The sequence below is a fragment of the Nostocoides jenkinsii Ben 74 genome, from assembly GCF_001046875.1.
Taxonomy (GTDB): Bacteria; Actinomycetota; Actinomycetes; order Actinomycetales; family Dermatophilaceae; genus Nostocoides_A; species Nostocoides_A jenkinsii.
The window spans coordinates 1,890,715-1,912,255 of sequence record NZ_HF571038.1 but is presented as its reverse complement, the minus strand read 5'-3'; the positions used below and the strand labels follow the sequence as shown (position 1 = coordinate 1,912,255).

The window sequence follows — 21,541 nt, the reverse complement described above, 5'->3', positions numbered from 1 at the left end:
TGGTTCTTGTCGTCTCGGTCTGACTGTTCTGTCTGTGTTCGGTTCGTTGCTTCTCGTTCTGGCTGCCCCGTCTCGTTCCTGACGTTGCTGTTTCGTGCGCGCCGTGTTCGTCTTGTTCTCTGGCGTCGTTTCGCCCGGTTCGTGTCGTCGTGTCCGGTTCGTTTCCGCTCCCTGGGTTCCCGACGGTTCTTTAGCCGCCACGCCCCCGATGTTCCCCCTGCACACCCAGCCACCCACCCGTAGGCACATCGCACACACCCAGCCACGCCACAACCACCCCGCCCGCACACCAACCAAGCACCCTCATCCACCCCCAACCACAACCAAATCAACCCCACCAAAACCCAGCACACCAACCCAACCAAACCCCACAAAAACCAACCACAACAGGCTGGAAACCACCCCAGCCACCCCCAAAACCCGTTCCGTAGGAACGAGGGGCGGGGAAAGTCGGCGTGCTCATGCACCGGCAGATACCCCCAAAACCTGTCTTAGCCCCGGAAAACGACGTCTCTGCGCCGCCTTGCGCCCTTTCGTGCCGCATAGGGCTAGGTGTGGGAACGAAGATCGAGCCGGGGACGTGGACGGTGACCAGGACGAGCCGGGGTGCCCCGGACGCTGCGGATGTCGTCCAGGACAGCAAAGCCCTGGGCAGTTCGATCGCGACGTCGGGGCCGGTGACGTTGCTGGTTGCCCACACCGAGTCGGGTTTGCGCTCGTTCATGGTCGCCCCGCGGGACGGCTCCAGGTCGGGCGTGTTGGCCTCGAACTTGGGAGCGGTGGTTGGTGCGCGGGTGGAGCCGACGTCAATGCTGGATTTGTCTCGCGCCTGCTACGGGCGGCTGGTGGCGCGGGCCTCGGATCAACCGGCGTCGGAGAACCAGTCGGGTGCCGATCCAGCGAAGGTGGCGGCGGCGTTCGGACGCGGCGGTTTGCCGCCGGGGTGTTGGGTCGCGGTGACGCTGCGCAAGCCTTCGGGCACGGAGTTGCGCCGGGCGCGGCGATGGTTCAAGCACCGGTTGGCGGGACGGGTGACGCACTACAGTTCCGGCTCCGAGGTGCTGATTGCGTCGATCAGCGCGGGCGGCCCGGATGACGATGCGGTGCGGTCAGCTTTGCAGATGACGGCGTCGGTGATCCCCGGTTTCGATGTGGACACTCGGGTCGCTCGGCTGTCTGGCCGGACTCCGTTGTCGTTGTCCGGGGCGGTGTTGAGCGCGGCTGGCGCGGGGGTTCCGGTCGCGGTGTCGGGAGCGTGGTGGCCGTGGCTGCTGGCGGGTGTGCCCGGTTTTGGGCTGGCTGTGGCTGCCGCGTCGGGACTGGTCAGGTCTGCGCATGAGCGGCAGGATTCACTCGCGCGGGACGGTATCTCGCCGGTCCCGAAGAAGCGACACAGGCCGCCATCAGGTCCGCGTCAGCAGATTGTTCGCCGTGACGGTTCTGGGCGGGCTGGCCGGGCTGGGGAGTATCCGCTGCATCCGCATGCGTTCCTGGTGACTCCGGCGATGATGGCCGGGATCGCGTCGCCGTATCACGGGTCGGGGGCGGCGGCGTCGGCGACGGCGGTGCTGGATTTGCCGCCCGCATTGCGGACAGCGGACGGGCCGTTGCTCGGCTACGCGGGCGAGGTTCCTGTCCGCATTTCGGACGCTGATCGGTGGTCGGGGTTCGCGGTTTTCGGCATACCCGGCACGGGCAAGTCGAACATCATCACGAACCTGTTCGCCTACGACCTGCTGCGTCGCCGATCGGACGCCTATCCCCGACCGATGATCGCTTTCGAGACGAAAGGCGAAGGGGCTAGGACGTATCTGCAATGGCTGGCCGCGACGGGGACGTCGGCGCTGTATTGCGAACTGCTCGACGGCACGCGACCCTCGATTTCGATGATGCCGGACGGCGACGTGATCGACCGGTCCAACTTCGTCGTCTCGGCGATGGTGTACGCCTATGGCGATGGTGTCGGCCCGCAAAGTAAAGACACGCTGTCCATCGTGTTTCCCGCCGCGTTGTCGGTCACGGACGAGATCGCGGCGGCGGCAGGCTTGCCTGTCGGGAAGTCGTGGATGTGGCATGCCGACGTGCTGCTGGGTGGTCGTGGCGACGAGGCCGCGGTGGCGTTGGCGTCCGGGTTGGCGTCGGCGGCGCAGCGGTCTAAAGATGCCCAATTGGCGGACATCGTGTCCCGGCTGGGCTACCTGTTCGGGGAGAAAGTAACCCCGAGTCAGCGACGCACTTTGCAGCAGGCTCCGCGCTCGAAGGTGGCCGAGTTGGCGAAGATGGAAGTTTGGTTCGATCCTCGCCGCCCGCGCGTCGACATGGAGACGATTTTGGCTCGCGGCGACGTCGTCGTCATCAACACCGGTTCTCCGCTGCGCGGCGGTTCGCCGCCGGATAGCGAAACCTCGAACGCGATCCAGGCAATGCTGATGTACCGCTACTGGCACGCCGTGCGCTCCAGTTGCTCCGGCTGGCGCGAACAGGGCCGACGACAAGGCGTCTACGCCGACGAGCTGTCGATGCTGGCCGGTGCGAGCCCCGAAGTCGTCGCCGCCGTCCGGGATCAAGGACGCTCATATGGCGTCGAGCCGACATTCGGGTGTCAATACCCCGACCAGTTGCACCCGCTGGTCCGCGCCACCGTCTCGGGATATTCGACGATGGTGTGGCTTCGCCAAGACGCGGACGAGATCATCCGCCAGGCGGTGACCGACGTGAACAAGCTGGGGGCCGAGTATTCGACCGCCGACATCGCCGGATTGGAGCCCTACCACGGCATCTTGCGCACCGTGGTCGAAGGTCGCGTCCAGGCCCCGTTTCCGCTGCGGTTCGCCAAGTTCGATCAAGCCACTTTCGCCGCGGTCCAGGGGTTTCCCAATGCGCGCCTTCGCTGATCTGCCCTACCGGGGCGGGGAGCATCGGCGCTGGATGACCGAGCGCTTGGACCCCTATTACACCGGGGCGTGGGACGTGTCGCGGACGGCGGTCTGGCTGTCCCGCACCGACAGTGAACGCTATGTCGCCGCGGGGTTGTCGAAGCCGACGATGGAAGAAGAGCGCCGGACTGAGGCCGAGGCCGTTCAGGCATTGACCCTTCCGGGACGGTATGCCGAATTGGCGACACTGGCCGCGGTCGGGGCGTGGCGCACGATCACCGTCGAGCAGATCGCCGCGCTGACGGGGGCTCGGGTGACGAAGCGGATGCAGGAGATTTTGTGGGCGACCGGCCTGATCGCGCGGGGGCGCATGCAGTTGGGGGTTTCCGCGAAGACGCCGATGTTGATGCGACCGACACAGTCTTCCGACTTCGGATTGCTCGCCGACCGGCTCCGCTACGTCGACTGGTTGGGGGTGACCGGCGGCCTGCCGTGGCTGTATGGCTCGCAGGCGGATCGGCACAATTTGTTGGCCGTTGAGGTGGCGTTGCGAGCCGCCGAATACACCCCGATCGCCGCGATCTTGGGCGACGCCTACTCGAAGATGACCCGATTCTTCCCGCCGGTCACGCAGGTTCCATCGTTCGGCCCGTGGACGGGTGACGGGGTGATCGTGCGCAGCGATGGGCTGCGGATCGCGTTGGAGTTGACGGCGACGGCGAGCGTCAGTTTGGGGGAAAAGTTTGAGCGGTGGGCGTCGTTCTTGGCGCGCGACACCACCAGTTCGACGGCGGTCTTGTTTGTCGAGGCTCGGCATCCGGGTTTGCGCTCGAAGTACAGCGACCGGGCGGTCTTGAATCGGATTCGCCGGATGATGGCGCAGGCAGCGACAAGCACGATGGGGCGGATACAGGCAGGCGTCCCGGAGCGAATGCTGATGGTGTCGTGGACGGAGTGGTTTCCACAGCCGGGGCACGTTTGCGATGACTACGTCGGCCTTCCGGTGTGGCGTCCGACGGGGAGACCGGACTCTCCCGAAGGTCGCTACGAACGGGTCAGCCTGTTGGACCCGTTCGAGGTGGCGGGGCCGCGGCTGGACCGGTTCCCCGATGGGTCGATGCCGCGAGCGGTGGTGGCTAACTCGAAGCTGCTTTATGCCTCGCCGCATTGGCTAAGACAAGGGAGTGCTCCCGACCCGAGGTCCATCGTCGCCCTCCACAGCACAGGCGGCATCCCCGGACTGGTGTCTCCGTATGACGGCGGGCGCGCCCGACTGGCGGCTCGCGCGATGAAAGGAAAGGTCAGTTGATGATGGACGAGAACCGGCATGGGCACTCGTTGACACTGCGGGCGACGCTGGATCAGGACGGCCATCGGGCCTTGGTTCTCGTGGGATGCGAGTGCGGCTTTCTGCAACTGCGTCGGGTCCGATCGGACCTCTCGCTGGTCGGGAGCGACCGCCTTGACGCGACGGCTGCCTTGGCGAAATTGCCTTCCGGGTGCGTTGTGGAACGGCTGGTCTTGCGGTCTCTGGCGGCGGCGGGAGCCGCGGCCTAGCCTTGCTGCATGGATCGGGAACTGGCCGACTTTCTGGCGTGGCTGGACCGCAACGGGGGCCGCACCGGGACGGGCGTGACCGTGACGGTGACTCGCGCCGGGTCGAGTGCGACGTTGACGTCTGCGCCGGCCGTCGTGTCCGCCTTGTTCGATGTTGCCCGGACATCGCGTCCCGGCACGGGCCGGTGCATCGACGGGACGCGGCGATGTGTGCTCTGCGTCGAGAAGAACTGGTCAACCTCGATCTTGCGGACGTCCACGACGACGGCAATGTCGCGGTGCGACGCGGAAAGGGTGGCCGGTCGCGACTGGTGTTCGTCCACGGTGGCGCGCAGGCGGCGGTGACAGACTGGTTGACGGTGCGCGGCAGCGTCGAGGGGCCGCTGCTGTTCGCGTTCGGCCCGGCTGCCGGAGAGCGTGACCGGATGACTGGTCACGGGGTGTGGAAGCGACTGCGGTGGCTGTGCGGTCAGGCTGGCGTGGAGACGTTCGCTCCGCACGATCTGCGGCGATGGGCCATCACCGAGCTACTGCGGGCTGGTCAAGATGTGATCGCGGTGCGGGACTTGGCCGGGCATGCCAGCGTGCAGACGACGGCGGGCTACGACCGTCGCGGGGTGGACGCGGCCCGGTCGGCCAGTAAGCACCTGCGCATTCCGTTCGTTCCCGAGTCGACCTGAACCAGGAGGTCCGTTCGCGCCGCGGGGTGCTCACATCTGCCGCATAGGGCTATATGTGAGCGACGCCAACCGTATGACGCTGAACCTTCCGCCGGAGTTTGACGCGAGTCGTCATTCGGCGGGGCTGCCCGCGATGGCGAAAAAGCTGACAGACACCGACGGCTGGGTTGTCCTCGCTATCGAAGGTCGGACGGCGACCTTGGTGCGTCGTGAGGCCGTGGACCAGGTCGAAGAGTCGGCACCGTCGAGCGGTCGCAAAGGGTTGAAGGTGAAGTTGGCGGGGGGGACCAAGCCGTCTGACGGCGACAAGGTCGCCACCACCTACGCCGACCTCTATCCGGGTTCCTACATGGTCAAGTTCGAGCCGCATCTGGGCTACGCGCTGCTGGCCGAGATGACCGAGGACGAGGTGCGCGCCCGCGGGCAACTCGCCCTGGCGATGCGGTGTAAGCCATGGGAGATTCAGGTCGACACCCGATCCGACGGCGGCTACATCGCGCGGTTGCCGTCCTATGTCCCTTCCAAGCACGACAAGCCGTTGACGGAGGCGGTCGAGCAGATCGGGAAGTTCGGCTGGTATTTCACCGTCAACACGAAAACCCTTGTCGCACAGATCATTCCGTCAGAACCAGCCACCTTTCCCGAGATGATTCCGCTAGACACCTCGCGACTTGGGCACGGCGACTGCAATGTCACCCCGTTCGGGATGGCCCTGCCTGCGCCGGGAGAGAAGATCGGCGACACGGTCGCCGTCAACTGGGGCGTGGCTCACGCGATGCTGATGGGCGGCCTTCCCGGCTCCGGAAAGATGTGCATCGACTCCACTCCCGTCCCGGTGGAGCCGTCAGCGAAACACCCGAACGGGTGGGCCACTCACGGCGAGTTGACGCCGGGGATGCGCGTCTTCGGCGTCGACGGCAGGCCGGTCACCGTCGCAAAAGTCCACCCTGCGCGGACCGTCCCGGTCGCAGTGGTGCGCTTTGTCGACGGTCAAAGCGTCACGGTGGGAATGGACCACTACTGGACCGTTCGGGACATGCGGTCTTCGCGGCCTCGATGCGGCGGCGGAAGCGTCCTGCCCGCTGATCGGTGTGACGATCTCGCGACGATGGCTCACCGCTACCTTGGCTGGCGCGGCTACCCGGACATGATCGCGCAGTATGTCGACGCGCCTGCCGCCGCGATCTCGGCGTTCCTAGTCCGTTCAGGCATCCCCCGCGGCGAGGACGGCACCTACCCGATCGACGAAGCGATCGCCGCTTGGTCTTTGCACCGTCGACGGTATGGCGAAAACGAATCGCCCACCCTTGGGGTGCGCTCGACCGCCGAACTGATGGCGTCGCTTGGCAAGTCAGACTGGGCGGTCCCGGCTAGCGGGGCGGTGCGGTACACCGACACCGACGTCGATCTGCCGCTGGACCCGTATCTGCTCGGGGCGTGGCTCGCGCTGGACGGCGACTACCCGAACGGTGGCCCGACTTTCAACGAGTGCGCGCGCGCGACCTTGACGGACGCCACCGGGGGCCGCCCGTTGACCGCTGTCGTGAATGAGGCCGGGTTGCTCGGTGTTCGGACGATCCCCAGCGCGTATCTAACGGCGAGCATTGACCAGCGCCTCGAACTGGTGCGCGGACTGATGGACTACGCCGGACGGACGGCCATGCTGGGGCGCTGCCACTTGCGTCCGACAAGCGCCGCAGGCAAGGCGGCGACCTTGATCCGGTCGCTCGGCATGCTGGTGCAGACAACCGCCTACGGGGCGATGATCTTCGAGGCCACGATGGACGTTTACCGCCGTCGCGACCTCGCCGAAACCCACGCTCGGTATGCGCCGCTGGTCAACAGCCTCGCTCGTGCCATCGACCCGTCGACGGCAGGTTCGGGGGCGTGGAACCGGATCGAAAGCATCACGGCGGCAGGACGGGCCACCGCGCGGTGCATCGAAGTGGACGACCCGCGTCATCTCTACCTGATTGGCGACTTCATCCCCACGCACAACACGGTAACGGTCAACGCGATCCTGGCCGACTTGCTCTCGAACGGCTCCGAAATCGTCGTGGTGGACACGCTGGACAAGTCGGTCGACTTCTTCTGGTTGAAGCCTTACGTCCGCGACGGGGGCTGGGGGGGCGGGTCGCTGGAAGCCTCAGTGACGGCGCTCGGGCTGGTCTACGAGGAAGCCAAGCGCCGCGCCGCCTTCCTTGGCGAGAACGGTTACAAGAACTGGATGGACATCCCGAAAGGCGACCGTTTCGCTCCGATCACCGTCGTCATCGACGAGATTTCGGCGCTGATGGTGCCTGACAAGATTCCGGCGGGTATCGACAAGAAGGCCCCGGACGTTCAACAGATGCTCGCCACGAACATGTTGAAGTTCCGCCTGTCTCGGGTCATGGATCAACTCATCGCCGAGATGCGCTTCGTCGGGGTGCGAATGCTGCTCAGCAGCCAGGTCACCAACACCAACACTGGTGTCGCGCTGTCAACGAAGGCGAAAGTGGGCCACCGTGGCCTGCAAGGACTGAACCCGTCCAAGACCGCGCGAGGGCAAGCCTTCGACGACGAGCGCGCTGTCCCCGAGGTGCCCGACAACGTCAAGGAAGACCCGAACGAGAACGTTTCTCGGGGTGTCGGGGTCTGCCACCTGTCGACGATGACGCCGGTCGTCTACAAGTCGTTCTTCATCAGCGACTCGGACTTGGTCGCCGCACTGGAACGTCTCAATCTGCGCAAAACCACCAGGCCGGAGCCGACTCCGGAAGAAATCGCCCGCTTCGTCACCCCCGAGTTCGATGAGGACCAGGGCGACAGTGGCAGCGCGGAAACGTTCGGCGGCGACCGTCCGCCGTCCGGCAAGCCGCTGGACCCGAAGTTCGGGCCGACCACGGTCTACAGCGACGACGGACAACCTCTGCGTGGTGCCGCCGCGGCCGCAGCGGCGAGTAAGCAAGCCGCCGCCTTGTGCCACTCGTGCGGCAAGCCGATCAAACCGAACGGGGACTGCGGATGCTCCTGAACGAGTCGACGCCATGATCGCCGCCAAGAAGAACGATGGTCCAGACCGTCACGCTCGCGTCGGCCGCCTTGACGCCATCGTCGGCAGCCGAAGCGCCGGCGTGGCGTTGTGGGGGTATGCCGCTGTTGCGGTGGTCTTGTATGCCGTCACGCGGGGCCAGGTGGCCGCCTGCGTCCTGCTGTCGTGGCCGGTGCTCTGGCTCGCGCACTGGGCGAGCCGCCGCGACCGTGCCGCTGCGCTCAAACGCTTCGACAGAGAGCGAGAAGATCGTTCTGCCAATCCCAACAGAGAGTGACCCCGACGGCGAAAACAGCCTGAGCCTGCCGGGGTCGCTGACGGGACCACATTCGATCATGGTCGTTGTCGGGCAAGCAGGCTCCGGAAGGGCGCTCAGCGCCTTAGCCGTGATGGGGCGCTGGGGGAACGAGCCGTTACCGGACTAGCGGCGCGAGACGGCCCCGCAGCGCCTCGCGCATGGACGTCGTCTTCCCGTCTCCAGTCTTGACCTGATCCCGCCAGGCCGTCCAGGTGAAGGCGCGAGGCCCGGTGAACGCGGAAGCTCGTTCGCGGTTGATGGCGCTTGCCTGTCGTTGGCGAGCCGCGGTGACCAAGGTGTCGTGGAGGCGCTGCCAGGCGACGGCGCGGTTACGGTGCTGGGATCGGTCTTCTTCGGCGACGACGACCGTCCCTGTGGGCAAGTGCGTCAGCCGGACAGCGGAAGATGTCTTGTTGCGATGCTGACCGCCGGGGCCGGTGGCCCGATACGTGTCGACCCGGACATCGCATCTCCGGATGTCGCGAAGGTCGTCCTCAGGGTCGGAACCGACGAGGGCGACGGTAACGACGCTGGAATGCCGTCGGCCCCGTTTTTCAGTCTCGGGGACGCGCTGGATGCGGTGAGAGCCGACGAGCGCAGTGGCATTCGGGTCAAAGACAGTGGACGTGCAAAACCCGGCCAGCAGTGGTCACGGTGCCGTTGGCGTAGACGGCGATCGCGTCGGCGAGTTGGGCGGCGAACGACTCTGCGTCGAGGCCGCCGTCGCCCGGATGGACTTCCAGGTGCAGTGTGGCGGTCATGTCCCTATTCTCGCAGGCGCGGGGTTGAGGTCGAAGCCGACAGCGTCCCGGCCAAGCTCTTTGGCGGCCCGAAGCGTCGTCCCCGTCCCAGCGAACGGGTCAAGGACGCGCCCGCGGGCCAGCGCCCCGTGCCCGCAGTCGGTCCAGCCGACGGTGACGCGCTTGGTATTGGCGTACTCACGAAAATAGCCGCCAAGAACAGTCTTCGCTTCGGCGGCGAGACGCTGTACGTCGGCGGCGTTGCAGCCAGTGCCGTTCTGGAAGGACGCCGACTTGCCGGTGTCGGTCAATCCGGTGGCGGCGACAGCGCGCAGATGCGCGTCCGTGAGCCCGCCCTGCTGAGCCAAGGCCATCGCTCGGCGAGCCTGCGGACGAGACTCATCGAGGTCGGTTGTTCGTTCCTCGATCCGCCGGGACGGTTGCCCGCAGTCCCGGCAGACCATCGTCGGACAGGCGAGCACGATGGCGCGGCGAGCGATACCTGCGGGGAATGGGGCCAAGTGGGCGCTGCGGTTCCGTTCCGGCTCGATCAACCAAACATCTCCGGGGTTGGCGTTCGCGCCCAGCAGGTCTCGGTATCCGGCCAAGTCGTAGAAGTAGTCGGCTCGACGGACCAGGTGAAGGACGAACTCGTGCCGGTTCGCCAGACGGTTCCGGGCGGGGTCGGGCATCCCCGACGTCTTCGCCCACACGATCCGGTTTCGCAAGGTCCAGCCGGCCGCGGCGGCGACCGTCTCGATCCGCCAGGGGATTCCGGAGAGACCACGCTTGCCGTAGGTGTCCCCGATGTTGAGGAAGACACTGCCGGTCGGCCTCAATACGCGCGACCATTCGGCTAAGCAATCGCCGATGGCGGCAGCAAACTTTTCCGGGGTCGGCTCTTGACCGATCTGGTCGGGATGCCCGTAGTCCCGCTTGCGCCAATAGGGCGGTGACGTCACGACGATGTCGACGCTGGCCGGGATAGCCCGGTCGTTCGGGCGTCGCCGATCAGCCGAACGATCTCGGGCGCAGGGAGTTTCACCGGGGGCCGCCGGACCCGAGCGGAGCGGCGACGACGACCGCTAGCCGGGCGCATTGAGTGCCGCCGGGGGCGGGCAAGGCGACGGGGCCATCACAGGCGGCGATCGTCAGGGCTGCGGGGGCGGGAGTCTCGGGGAGACCCGTTCGGGCTGTCGTGCTCAGGCTGACGGCGACCCAATGCGTCATCGAGCACCACTGATCGGTCAGCCAGATGTCGTCACCGGGGCGGATTTGCGGCAGAGTCCACAGCGTCCCATTTGCGTTCCCCCGAGACGAGATCGTCCCGGCGAGGACGCGAGAGCCGTCACTGCCGCGCTTGGTTGCCGACACTCCGGCTCCCGGCGGCGGGGAAAGCCAGCCGCCGGAGAGGCTGGCGTAGGCATATTCCGCTTCGATGGCGAGCCGGGGAATGGCGATCGAGTTGGCTCCCCCGGCGGCCTCGCAGTAGGTGGGGGGCGGGTCCGCGTCCACCGTCCTTCCATCCGCCCCGATGACTGGGCGCGGCTCAGCGTCGACAGTGTTGGCAGCGGTGAATGGACGCGCCGCGGCGAAAGCGTCGAGAGGGACCGGCTGGGCTTGGCCGGTGGGGGCCAGGAAGAAGCCAGCCATGACGGCCACGGCGGCGAAAGCGACGGCGACAGGGACGAGTGAGGCGAGAGATTTGCCGTGGACAGCATGCACACCCTGTCTTTGCCTGCCGCCTTCTTGCCGTGGCGCGGCCACATGCGCCGCATAGGGCCAGGTGGGGGCCAAGTCCCGGACGACGAAAGAGGCTGACGATGGCTGTGCTGCGGTCGATCCCGACCACCTATCAGGGAACCCGGTTCGCGTCAGCGCTAGAGGCGGACTGGGCAAAGACCCTGGACCGTCTCGGCATCGTCTGGCAGTACGAGCCGGACGGGGTCTATCTGCCGTCCGGGGTGGGGTATCGGTGTGACTTCTACCTGCCCCGGATCGAGACGTGGTTCGAGGTGAAAGGTCCGCACAATCAGCGGATCGGGAAGCCGGGGAAGCTGGCGGACGCCCTCGTTCACGCGCCGGGATGCGGGGCAGGGCGTCCGGAGTCGGTGCTCTCTCGCCCCGAGGGTGTCGCCGTGGCGCGGTGTGATTGCGGCTGCGGAGCCGACTACCCGTTCCGGTTGGTCGTGGTGGGTCGGGCGTCGACGCGCGGGAAGGCGATTTTCGAGGCTGCTGAGGAACGGGTCGAGCGTCGGATTGTCGTGATCTCATGCCCGGTCTGCCAACAACGCTCATTCGCCGACGCCGATGGGGCGACGATCTGTCGGCGGTGTCGCGGAAACGCGGCGGGGGCTACTGCGTGGTCGAGCGGGAGGATTGTTTTCTCGCGGGTGGCCGTCCCGGTCGGGGGCCGACGCCGCGCATCCTGATTCGCTGCGCTCACAGAGTGCGTGAGCGAAGAATCAGAAGTCTTGTCCGACGACGCCGTCTACCGGGCGCGGGACTCGCTGCTGTGCTCGGCCTGCGCCGGATACACCGCCAGGACGACGGGGAAGACGATCAGCGGTCAGTCGTTGCGCCCGGTGTCCGCGCGGTTGGTCTCCGCGTGGCCGGTGGATGAGTTCGGCCCCTGTTCGTGTGACTGCGGACGGTTGATCGCCGTCGTCGTCGCCGGTCGCGTCGTCGTCTCGGAACCCGCCGCCGCGGCGGGCGGGAAGGCAAAGAACGGACGTGACTGACTATCTGCCCCCCAGCCAAGGCGTGGTCTTGGAAGACGGCCTGTTGCGCGTCCTTGACCCCGCTGTCGCCGGGCGTCTCGACCGCAAGACGTGGTCGCCGAGCGCTGTGTCCACGTACACGCAATGTCCGACGAAGTGGGCTTTCGGGGCGGCGTACCCCGAAGAAGATGGCGCTTTCGATGACGCGCCGCTCGGGACGTCCGGGCACCGAGTTCTCGAACTGCTCTACCAACTCCCCCCCGAAGAACGAACCCGCGACAAGGCCGCAGAGTTGATCGCGGGTTTGACCGCCGAGTCGGACGACGTCGTTCTCCCGGACGGCGACAAGACCGAAGAACGGATGCGCTGGCGCGTCGCCGTCCTCGACAGGATCAGCGGATTGTGGGCGCTGGAAAACCCCACCGCCGTCCAGATCGAGCAGACCGAAGAAACCATCGAGTCGATGGTCGGCACGGTCCCGTTTCGCGGAAAGATCGACCGCGTCGAGACGGTGCTGGACGAGAACGGTGACCAGGTCGGGATCGGCATCGCCGATTACAAGACCGGCAAGCCAACGCCGCCCTACCAGCGCAACGGCACCCAAGACGACAAGGCCGATTCGATGCTGGCCTATTGGGTGGCCTATCGACACGCCAAGGGTGTGACTCCCGTCCGGCTCGACTTGCTGTTCACCAACGGCAAGAAGCCGGACCGCTATGTCGTGCCCACCAATGACGCCCGCGTCAAGAAGGTGGTCGCCAAGTGGGAGTCCACTTGGAAGGACATGAAAGAGCGGGCGCAGACCCGCGAGTACCCGATGAAAGTCAGCGCACTATGCGGGTGGTGCCCGTTGGCGACGGTGTGCCCCGCCGCCGACGCTGCCGGTAAGGGCGTCGCGCGAATCCCGAGCGGAAACCGCGGCCTGATGCTGGGCATCCCGACGGTGCGACCTTCCGAGGAAGAGAGAGCGGCTGCGGCTCCTGAGTTTGTCGAGCCGGAGACGGTCCCCGCGACCGTCTCCGAGGCTCCCGACTTCCCGACCCCGCCGTGGCCGAACGAACCGAACGAGCCCGACCCCGCCGTCCTCACGCAGACGGCCAGCGTTGCCGAACCACTGCGCTCAGAGACGGCACCTGAACAGAAGGGACAGAACATGACTGTCAGCAAGTGGTCTCGGGCGTCGATTCCGGCGTACACCGAAGCCGACCCGTCCGACGGGTCGTTGAACCCGGCCTCGTATGCCGCCGTCAAGGCGGTCGACATGGCGGGCGACGCCGACTATTACCTGCGCAGTGCGGGGCAGGTCGTCACGCCCGACAAGAAGGCGGCGGTGGCGAACCTCGTGTGCGAGGTGGTCCTCGCCGTCCAGCAGGAGCAGTTCGGCACGACCTCGTTGCAGAGCGGGACGGCACATCTGTCGTATCGAGCCGTGAAGTCGGCTATCGCCGTCTCCCCGATCCCGTTCACCAACCCCGACGCCGCAGCCTGGGCCGAATGGCAGCGGTGGATTGTCGCGGTGGCTTCCGCGTCGATCGAAACCGGGTATGCCCTGTGGGCCTACGGCCCCCGGCCCGGCGCGGGCACGTTCCTCGCGAGCCTTGCGGCTGCGCAGACCACCGGCAACCCCGCCGCCAACTACAACGTCGCCTGAAAGGAAGGCCATGACGACCGCAACGGACATCATTCTCGCCGCCGCCGCATCCACCCCGGATCAGCCGGGGTGGATGGCAGCCGTTCAGCGAAAGGCTGAACTCTTGGCGGTCCTCGTCAATCCCGCTTCCCCGTTCGCCAAGACGGTCGCAGCGGTCGCCACCGGGGACGTCAAGGTCTTCTCCGGTGTCGTTCGCTCCGTCGACTACAACGCGAAAATGCGACGACACTTCATCGCCTTGGAGACGGGCACCTCCAAGGGCGGGTTGAAGGGCATCAACAACCGCGACCTGCCGTTGGGTCAGGAGTCGGTGCGCACCGATTTCGCCGATTCCGGCGGTGACGACATGGCCGCGATCGCCCGTGAGCACATGGGGCGGCGGGTCCGTGTCTACGTCCACATGGAACCAATCACGGAAGGGGCGCAGAAGGGGCAGTCTGTCCGGATCGTGAAGTTCATCGAACCGGCGGCGGAGCCGGTCGCCCAGCCGGTCCAGTACGCGCCCCAGCCCCAGCCGGTCGCCCCGGCCCCAGCCCCCGACTCGATGTCGGCGCGTGTGAGTCATATCGCCCGTGACGCCAGCACGTCGCGGGCGATCGTGACCCTGCTGGACGCCACCGGAAACCCCGTCATCGTGGTGACGCCGCCGACGGCGAACAACCCCGCGATGACGGCGGCGGCGCACGCGATCAAGGCGGCGGTCGACGCAGGGGCGTCGATCACCTTCACCTACACCGGAGCCGAGATCGCGGTGGAAGGGGTGCCTGTGTCGGTTAGGGAAATCGCGCTCGTCAGCGCCTAACCAGCCATCTCGATACGCCAATGCCCCGGACGCGCCGCGTCCGGGGCATTTGTGCCGCATAGGGCTATATGTGAGCGAAGAAAACCCGCCCCAGTCCCGCGCCAAGCGTCGACCGAGCCCGCCGTCAGCCGGGGGGCGCAAGCGCGCGCCCGTCGACCTGGCGAACGCCCGCAAGATCATCGCCAAGGCCACCCAGATAGCGCAGGCCGACCCCGCGCTGCGAGCCAACTTGGCCGTCTTGGTGGGTGCCCCCGACGATGATCTGGCCGCCCTCGTGGTGGCAGCCCTGGCTGGCCCGCGCGAAGTGGGGGCCAGCCTGTCCGCCATTGACGAACTGCGAGCGTGCGACCCGATCGAGACCGGTGTTCGATGCATGGCTGCGGCGATGGAAAACCCGCAAGGCAACAAAGCGATGTGGGCGGCGCTGCACGCCTACGGAAAGATCGGCGAAGCCGTCCCCGCGAACCCCGCGAAGGCCGCCATCGCCTTGGCGGCGGCGATCAGGCGTCTGAGCGATGACGACATGGCGACGATGCGCGCCCCGATGGACCTCATCGACTGATGTTCAACCGCTGCTCCGGTTGGCGGGCGCGTCGACACCCTGCCAGCCATCCCGACCACGAACCGGGCTCGTGCCGTCGCTGCTGGCGGCCCTGCCTGGCCTCGATCGAACCGCCGACACGGGTGTGTGCGGGCTGCCTGGCGGCAGCCTCTCGCAGCCCCATGCCGAGTGTTCGGCTCGCGGTCGCGGAGCACCCAGACACCGGCGCTGATGTTCTCGCCGTCCTCGCCACCGACGTTGATTTCGCGGTCAGTGATGCCGCCCGACCGAAGAGGGAAACCTGATGCCGCTGCTGCGCCGTCGCCCCGCCGCCGAAGAGTGGTTGCGTGCCGACGAATCGTCGGCGATTCCGCCTCCTAAAGAGCGTCAAACGATCCGCGACCGGGCTCGGCGCTGGCTCTTGTATGCGGTCATTGCGGCCTTCCCGGTCTGGACGATTGTCGGCGTCGCCACGATGGTCCACTGGTCTAACGTCGCCAAGTCTGCGGCGTCGGCCACCAGCGCGTCCGTCGTGTCGTCGCCCGGTCGGGCGGCGGCCTGGAAGTCACTGTCGGCCTGGCTGGCGACGACACCCTCCCCCCTGCCTGGCGGTCAAATCGTGTCCTGGGACGGCAGCGTCGCCACCGATCCGCCGGAAAGCGCGACGGGGACGGGTCCGACCTGGACCTCGTCAATCGAATCGTTCACGCTGGTCGACAACGCCGGGAACTTGTATGTGTCGTCGGTCCAGGTGGCCCTCGATCCTCGCGGCGGGGCCGAAGCGGTCGGCGGGCCGTCGTTGATTCCCGTCGCGCCGACCGCCGACGACTCGTGGGCTTCTGACGGACCCTGGCCGGGGCTGACGATCGTCGGCCCGCCGCCCGCCGTCTCGGCCGCCGCGACAGCATGGGCGACCGCCTATGTCTCCGGCAGCAGTGACACGCTGCGGTTGGCTATCGGCGACACGGACCCGACCCGCACGTATGTTCCGCTCACGGGGGCGACCGCTTCCGAGGTGACGGTCATCAGCGCTGCTGTGCCGGACGCGGGCAAGCCGGACATCATGATCGCGCGTGTCTCCGTGGCGCTGACCTGGGGCGGGCAGGACGATCCTGCCGAACCGATGGTCTTGGACGTTCGGGTCTCTCGCGCCGACACCGCCGCCCCCGTCGTCGACGCTTGGGGTTCGCCGGGTTCTGGGCCGACGTTGACGGCTTACCAGAACGCGGTCGACGTGGTTCGGCGTGCGACCCCGACGGCCCCGACCGCCCCCGCGAGCACGAGCGTCACGAGCACGTCCACGACCCCTCCGATGGAGCAGTGATGGCATCCGCACCGAAGACGACCCACTTCGCCCCGGAAGCGCAGTGGGCCACCTACGCCCGACACATCACCCCCTCCGGCGGACTGGTTGTCGGGCAGAACAACCGCTCCGGGTATCTGTATCGGAGCGTCCCGCTCGGACCGATCCTGGACGCCCCGACCCCGGAGGCCGCAGTCCAGGTTGGGGAGGCGTTGGACCGGGCGCTGCGCGAGATCGCACAACTGGACCCCGTTCCGGCCGTCAAGCGTCGGCAGGTCGCCAAGTCGAGCTACCGGCACGTCCACATTCTGCGGTTGCGACGCAAAGGCCGCTACCGCCTGCCTGCGGGCGTCGACCCGGCGCTGCACGCCCAGCTTTTGGAAGCCTACGGTCGGCAGTTGGAAACGCAATCGCTGCTGCTGCTCGGTGTCCGTTTGCGCCCCACGGCACGACGGTCCTCGTGGAGGGACACCTCTCGCTCAGTCGTCCACTCGCTGACGACGACGAGTATCGACCTGAGCGACTACGCGCGTGACCAAGATCGCGTCGTGCCCCGAATGGCGGCGCTCGGTCTAGGAGAAATGACTCCCGCCGACTTCCGGTTCGCGGATTCCTGGTGGACTGACGGCGGCCCAGCCGACCCGCCGTACCTGGTCCACGGCGACCATATTCATCTGTTTTCGGGGTGGGAGACGGCACGCGCGATCGCGCGCATCGGCGAAGATCGTTGCTACGACTGGGATTCGCTGCCGGGCGTCCACTCGATGTCGTTCGGCGCGGTCGTGGAGTCCAACGCTGACTATGTCGAAGCGTCGTCGCGGTCGGCACAATGGGCGGCGAACCTGCTCGCAATGGACGCCGACGCCATCAGCATCCGGGCGATGGTCGAGCCTGCGGCAGTCACGCGAGCCGAACTCCGCGCGATGCGCGGAAGGTTCAACGCCGACACCGGGGATCGGGCTGCTGCGGGCTCGATGAGCCGTTACGAGCAGGACGTGCTGCGTCGCGACCTGGAAGAAGCCGAAGGGCATTACTCGATCGGCGGTGCGCCGCCGACCCTGACGAACGCCTCGGTCATCGTCGCCTTCTCGGGCCGCGATCCGGAACAGGGGTACAGCCTGGACCGGATCGGCTCAGCCGCCGGAGTGGAGCTGCTTCCGATGGCGGGCCGGGTCGAAGCGGCCTGGTCGGAAATGATGTTGTGCTCTCCGTCGCGAGCCAATCCGTATCCACGCGACCTCCCCGCCACGGCGATCGCCTACTCCGGTCTGCCGTCACGATCGACGGTGGGCGACACAACCGGTGCGCAACTCGGTCTCACCGAGAAGGACCGGCAGTCCGTTCTATTCGACCACATGGCGCCCGTGGACGAAGACGGCAAGCCGATCACCGTCGTGGTGGGCCAGACGGGGTCCGGGAAGGCGTGTCACGTCGACACCGTCTTGGTGACTCCGACCGGCACCACCACATTCGGCGACGTGCTCGTCGGGGACACACTCGTTGACTCCGCGGGCAACCCGACAACCGTCACTTTCGTCACGCCGGTCACTGAGCGCTCGCTGTTCGAGATCAGTTTCGCCGACGGTCAACAGGTGCGCGCCGACGCCGACCACCAGTGGATCGTCACCCGCAGCGGGCCGCGTCTCGCCGACCCCGAATCGGCGGCGCACCGGTTGCGTCGAGAGGCGGTCCTGTCCGGCGACACCGTGGACGCCACGGTGACCGACCTGGTCAAGACGGCACGTGCGATGGGGCTGTCCCTCGAATGGCCGAACGCTGCGGCGGTGCGGGCGTCCCTGTCTGCCGTCGACATCGTTGCGTCCCGTAGTCGATACGGCCTGGCGGCTGCTTTGGCGGGACTGGCGCGACGACTGGATCAGCGTCACAGCGACCCGAACGGCCTGCTTGTCTACAGCACCGCCGAGATGACGGCGGTGCTCGCCGACTCCGCGTCGGATGTCGTGTTCGCTGTCCCGGTGGCGGGAAGCGAAGCCGACGATCACGTCGTGACCATTCCTGAGTCGGAGCTGCACGGCTGCGCTTTCCCCGCCGAGAAACTGGTTGGCTCTGGGTCTGGACGGCGGGCGACTTTGATGTCGCTGCTGCGGCAGCACGGGAGCCCTGGAACCGCGCACTGGCAGATCACTGGCGACGACGGGACGGTCGCCGCCGCGGTGTCTCTGGCGCGCAGTCTAGGTGTGGTCGCTTGCGCCGCCCCCAGTGGACGGTCGGCCGCAATCGCGGTGGACGTCGACGGTGAACGCACTTCGGGCTCGATCCGCGTCGAAAAGATCGAGCCTGCCGAGCCCGGCCCGGCCCGATGCATCACCGTCGACTCCCCCGACGCCAGTTACCAACTTGCGCAAGGGATCGTCAGCCACAACACCCAGACCGGGCTGTGGTTGATGAGTCAGTTCGTCAAGACCCGGACGACGCGCGGGGAGAAGACCCCGGTCGTCTTCCCCGACCTGAAAGCGGGGTCCGACTTCTCGGCACTCGCTCACTCTCTCGGGGGCACCATCTACAGCCTGGACACCATGCTGGAATCCGATGGCGCATTTGACGCGATCGGCTTCTCGCCGGAGCCAGAAGTCGGGGCGACGATCGCGACCTCAATTCTGCTGGCCGTCAACCCGTGGGGCACTAGGGACGCACGCGCCCAGATTGAAGCCCCGTTGTCGGAAGCCTTGGCCGAAGGCGCGAAGGCGGGCGCACGTTGCACGATGGAAGCCCTCGACATGGCGGTCCAGATGGGGATCATCACCGAAGACCAAGTGGAGCCGGTCCGCCGGATCGCGCGGTCCAACGCGCAATTCCGCGCGGTCTGCGGACTCGACCCGGAGAAGGCGCGGCCTCTGCGGGCCGCGCAAGGGCTGACCTATATCAGACTGGGCAACGCACACCTCGACCTCCCCGAAAAGAGTCAGATGCGGGAGGCGACACTGAATCAGCGCATCTCGATGGCGCTGGTTCGGGCCATCGTCTACGGCTCCCTGGTCGCGCTGCGTGGGCGCGAAGGCTGCCTGATGCTCGATGAGGGCTGGATTTTCCTCGAAGGCAGTCCGGAAGAGGTCGAGCGCGCTGGCCGCCTGGCGCGTCAGTGGGGGACGTGCATGTTGATCTTGACGCAGCGAGTCAAAGAGATCGCCAGCGCCGAGATCGCCAACTATGTCCATCGCGGCTTGATCCTCGCCGTCGAAGACACGGACGAGGCGATCGCGGCCTGCCGACTGCTGAAAGTTGAGCCGACAAGGGAGCGTGTCCGGCGGATCACCGCGAGTGCCGCTATCGGCGAAGGTGTCTCGACCGCACCGAACTGGGACTCGCTGCGCCCACTGCTGAGGGGCCGCAGGGTGCTTCGCGGCTCCGTTGGGCTCTTCGTCGACCAGCACGCCCGGCAGGTACCTGTCGAGATCATCTTGCCGAGGGGCTTCCTCGACATGACGTCGACGAACCGGCTGGACCGACTCGACACGGCCCGCCGAAACGCGGAAAAGGCGGGGGTCGCATCATCGTGACCCACTGCGCTCATCGAGCGCATGACCACCACATGCCACCCGGAGGCGTCGGCTTCCGCGACCGTTGACGATCGAGCGCGAGCCGTCGCCCTTGACGTCCTCAACGGTCAACTCAGCGAACGCGACGGGGTGGCTCGACTGGCGGAACTACTGTCTCGCAGCCCCGTCCCTGACGAGATCGCGACCAGGAGTTACCTCGCCGGGAAGGTCGAGTTTGGTAAGCGGACCGATCTGGCGATCCGGATTCGAGAAACCTTCACCGCGAAGATGCTCCCCGAGCCGGGGTGTGAGCCTGAGGTGCGTATCGACTTTGAGCGCATCGCTCAGGGGTCGTCGTTCTCGTCATGGGTACGGTCGTTCGGGACGCTGATCGCCAATCGGTCGGCCCTGCGCGCGATGGGGCGCGATGCTGTCGCGACCCCGCAACCGTCGACGTCGCACTGGTTTGATCGCCCGTCGGCACCAAGCCAACGCATCGCCGACATTCTGCGGGTGCAGAGCCTCGAAGACGGCCTGCTCGGGGCGATGTCAGGGCCGAGTAGGCCGGGTGTCGCCGACCGCGCGAAGGCTGCGGCAATCTGCGACCTGCACGACCTTCCTCCGGTGAGTCCGCCACGGGGGAATGCGCACCGGCAGTCCATCGGCACGGCGCTGACGGACCCGACGCACGTCGCCACGATGCTCGCCGACCTGGCCGCCGGTCGTGGGTCAGACTCCCCTTTGCTTGACCTTTTTGAAGACTTCCCGGCACCGGTGCTCATCGGCACCAGCGCCGACGCTGTCCGGATTCTGGCGCTCGGAGCAGTAGCCCCCGTGCCTCACGCCCCTCGCGCCCGAGAGCGTGAACTGCTGACGGCGGCGGAGTCGACGTGTCGCCGGGCACCCAAGAAGGCGCGAGCGTGCGCGACGGCGTGGCTGGAACGGCGCTGCAATGTCCTTCCCGGCCTGGGGGAGCCGGTCTTCAAGCCGGATGACCAGGTGGCCCGTGAAGACCGGAAATATCACGATGCCGTTCGCGTCATGGTGGCCGCTGGCGGCACCGAGATGGGGTCTACGGCTGCCGAAGTGGACGACTGGCTTGCTGACCAATTGGACAACATCGAGCAGGCCGAGCGGTCGCGCCGCAGCGACCGAGGCGCGGAGCGTGGCGCGTGATCGACATGCACGACCTTCTCGATGACCTTCTGGACGCCACGATCGCCGTCATCACAGGCGATGCGACCGCGACACCGCGCCCCGGTCAGAAAGCCCTCGCACACGCCGTACTCACTGCCATGATGGGTCGAGACTTGACCCCCGGAAAGACGCTGGGGTGCGCCCCAACCGGCGTCGGCAAGGCGGTCGGGGTTTGTGTTCCCGCCGCTGTGATGGCGGCAGAGTTGGGCCACCGCACCATCGTCAGCACCGAGTCGTTGGCCTTGCAAGCGCAACTGCTCGGTAAAGACCTCCCCGACGTCGCCGAGGCTGTCGCGAGGGTCTTCGACGGTGCCGAGTTGCGCTTCGCCGTGCTGAAAGGCTGGTCCAACCACGGCTGCCCCCGCGCAGCCATCGGCGCGCTGGAAGACGAAACGGGCAGGCCGTTCGAGGCCGACAACGAGTCGGACGTCAAGGCTGCGGCCAAGGCTGCGGCGACGATCAGTTCTCCGGTCGGGAGACTGATCTCGTGGGTGCTGGATGAGACGGTCAACGCCGGCACGGCCGACCGCTCCGACTACACCGGAGACGTCTCCGAATGGGGGCAGGTCAGCGTCTCGCCGTCCGAGTGCGCCAAGCGTGATTGTCCGCTCTACGACTACTGCCCCGCCGTGAACGCGCGTCAGA

18 protein-coding genes and 1 pseudogene are annotated in these 21,541 nt (G+C 66.9%); 15 read left to right on the top strand and 4 right to left on the bottom strand.

Annotation, left to right across the window (positions count from 1 at the left end):
- Positions 1-554 precede the first annotated feature (554 nt).
- The 5 genes from BN13_RS08900 (at position 555) to BN13_RS08870 (ending at position 8,424) form a co-directional block, all read left to right on the top strand.
- Positions 555-2,894: a type IV secretory system conjugative DNA transfer family protein gene (locus tag BN13_RS08900; RefSeq protein ID WP_048546158.1), complete on the top strand. Its 2,340-nt coding sequence runs from the start codon at positions 555-557 to the stop codon at positions 2,892-2,894.
- A complete protein-coding gene (locus tag BN13_RS08895; protein WP_048546156.1) occupies positions 2,878-4,185 on the top strand; it encodes a hypothetical protein in 1,308 nt (435 codons plus the stop codon). Before BN13_RS08900 ends, BN13_RS08895 begins: the two co-directional genes overlap by 17 nt.
- 454 nt (positions 4,186-4,639) lie before the next feature.
- On the top strand, positions 4,640-5,113 hold the full coding sequence (locus BN13_RS08880) for a tyrosine-type recombinase/integrase (RefSeq protein ID WP_157038519.1): 474 nt from the start codon (positions 4,640-4,642) through the stop codon (positions 5,111-5,113).
- 55 nt (positions 5,114-5,168) lie between these two features.
- Positions 5,169-8,129: a hypothetical protein gene (locus tag BN13_RS08875; RefSeq protein ID WP_157038518.1), complete on the top strand. Its 2,961-nt coding sequence runs from the start codon at positions 5,169-5,171 to the stop codon at positions 8,127-8,129.
- Positions 8,130-8,142: 13 nt separating this feature from the next.
- Entirely contained in the window at positions 8,143-8,424 is a 282-nt protein-coding gene (locus BN13_RS08870; protein WP_048546145.1) for a hypothetical protein, read from the top strand.
- 136 nt (positions 8,425-8,560) lie between these two features.
- Here BN13_RS08870 and BN13_RS19255 read toward each other — a convergent pair whose 3' ends face one another.
- The 4 genes from BN13_RS19255 to BN13_RS08855 all read right to left on the bottom strand — a co-directional run bounded on the left by BN13_RS19255 (position 8,561) and on the right by BN13_RS08855 (position 10,910).
- On the bottom strand, positions 8,561-9,088 hold the full coding sequence (locus BN13_RS19255) for a peptide chain release factor-like protein (RefSeq protein ID WP_407667892.1): 528 nt from the start codon (positions 9,086-9,088) through the stop codon (positions 8,561-8,563).
- Positions 9,057-9,206 carry a hypothetical protein gene (locus BN13_RS19245; protein WP_157038517.1) on the bottom strand — a complete coding sequence of 50 codons (150 nt, stop codon included), beginning with the start codon at positions 9,204-9,206 and terminating at the stop codon, positions 9,057-9,059. Before BN13_RS19245 ends, BN13_RS19255 begins: the two co-directional genes overlap by 32 nt.
- A complete protein-coding gene (locus tag BN13_RS08860; RefSeq protein WP_235433995.1) occupies positions 9,203-10,147 on the bottom strand; it encodes a DNA-methyltransferase in 945 nt (314 codons plus the stop codon). The genes BN13_RS19245 and BN13_RS08860 overlap by 4 nt, the downstream gene beginning before the upstream one ends.
- Before the next feature lie 79 nt (positions 10,148-10,226).
- A complete protein-coding gene (locus tag BN13_RS08855; protein WP_048546140.1) occupies positions 10,227-10,910 on the bottom strand; it encodes a hypothetical protein in 684 nt (227 codons plus the stop codon).
- A gap of 98 nt (positions 10,911-11,008) precedes the next feature.
- Between BN13_RS08855 and BN13_RS08850 the strand changes: the two genes are divergently transcribed.
- The 10 genes and pseudogenes from BN13_RS08850 to BN13_RS19575 form a co-directional block, all read left to right on the top strand.
- On the top strand, positions 11,009-11,617 hold the full coding sequence (locus BN13_RS08850) for a PDDEXK family nuclease (protein WP_048546138.1): 609 nt from the start codon (positions 11,009-11,011) through the stop codon (positions 11,615-11,617).
- 42 nt (positions 11,618-11,659) lie between these two features.
- A complete protein-coding gene (locus BN13_RS08845) occupies positions 11,660-11,926 on the top strand; it encodes a hypothetical protein (RefSeq protein WP_157038516.1) in 267 nt (88 codons plus the stop codon).
- On the top strand, positions 11,919-13,556 hold the full coding sequence (locus tag BN13_RS08840; protein ID WP_048546133.1) for a RecB family exonuclease: 1,638 nt from the start codon (positions 11,919-11,921) through the stop codon (positions 13,554-13,556). The genes BN13_RS08845 and BN13_RS08840 overlap by 8 nt, the downstream gene beginning before the upstream one ends.
- Before the next feature lie 10 nt (positions 13,557-13,566).
- Positions 13,567-14,358 carry a hypothetical protein gene (locus tag BN13_RS08835; protein WP_048546131.1) on the top strand — a complete coding sequence of 264 codons (792 nt, stop codon included), beginning with the start codon at positions 13,567-13,569 and terminating at the stop codon, positions 14,356-14,358.
- A gap of 70 nt (positions 14,359-14,428) precedes the next feature.
- Positions 14,429-14,920: a hypothetical protein gene (locus BN13_RS08830; protein WP_048546129.1), complete on the top strand. Its 492-nt coding sequence runs from the start codon at positions 14,429-14,431 to the stop codon at positions 14,918-14,920.
- Positions 14,920-15,204, top strand: coding sequence for a hypothetical protein (locus tag BN13_RS20920; protein ID WP_157038515.1), 285 nt, complete (start codon positions 14,920-14,922; stop codon positions 15,202-15,204). The genes BN13_RS08830 and BN13_RS20920 overlap by 1 nt, the downstream gene beginning before the upstream one ends.
- Positions 15,204-16,223 carry a hypothetical protein gene (locus BN13_RS08825; RefSeq protein WP_048546128.1) on the top strand — a complete coding sequence of 340 codons (1,020 nt, stop codon included), beginning with the start codon at positions 15,204-15,206 and terminating at the stop codon, positions 16,221-16,223. The genes BN13_RS20920 and BN13_RS08825 overlap by 1 nt, the downstream gene beginning before the upstream one ends.
- Complete coding sequence (locus BN13_RS08820; RefSeq protein WP_048546125.1) at positions 16,223-19,720, top strand: hypothetical protein; 3,498 nt, start codon at positions 16,223-16,225, stop codon at positions 19,718-19,720. The genes BN13_RS08825 and BN13_RS08820 overlap by 1 nt, the downstream gene beginning before the upstream one ends.
- A 21-nt stretch (positions 19,721-19,741) precedes the next feature.
- Entirely contained in the window at positions 19,742-20,875 is a 1,134-nt protein-coding gene (locus tag BN13_RS08815) for a hypothetical protein (RefSeq protein ID WP_048546123.1), read from the top strand.
- Positions 20,872-21,541, top strand: a pseudogene (locus tag BN13_RS19575) (hypothetical protein); the annotation flags it as partial. The gene BN13_RS08815 and the pseudogene BN13_RS19575, both read left to right, overlap by 4 nt.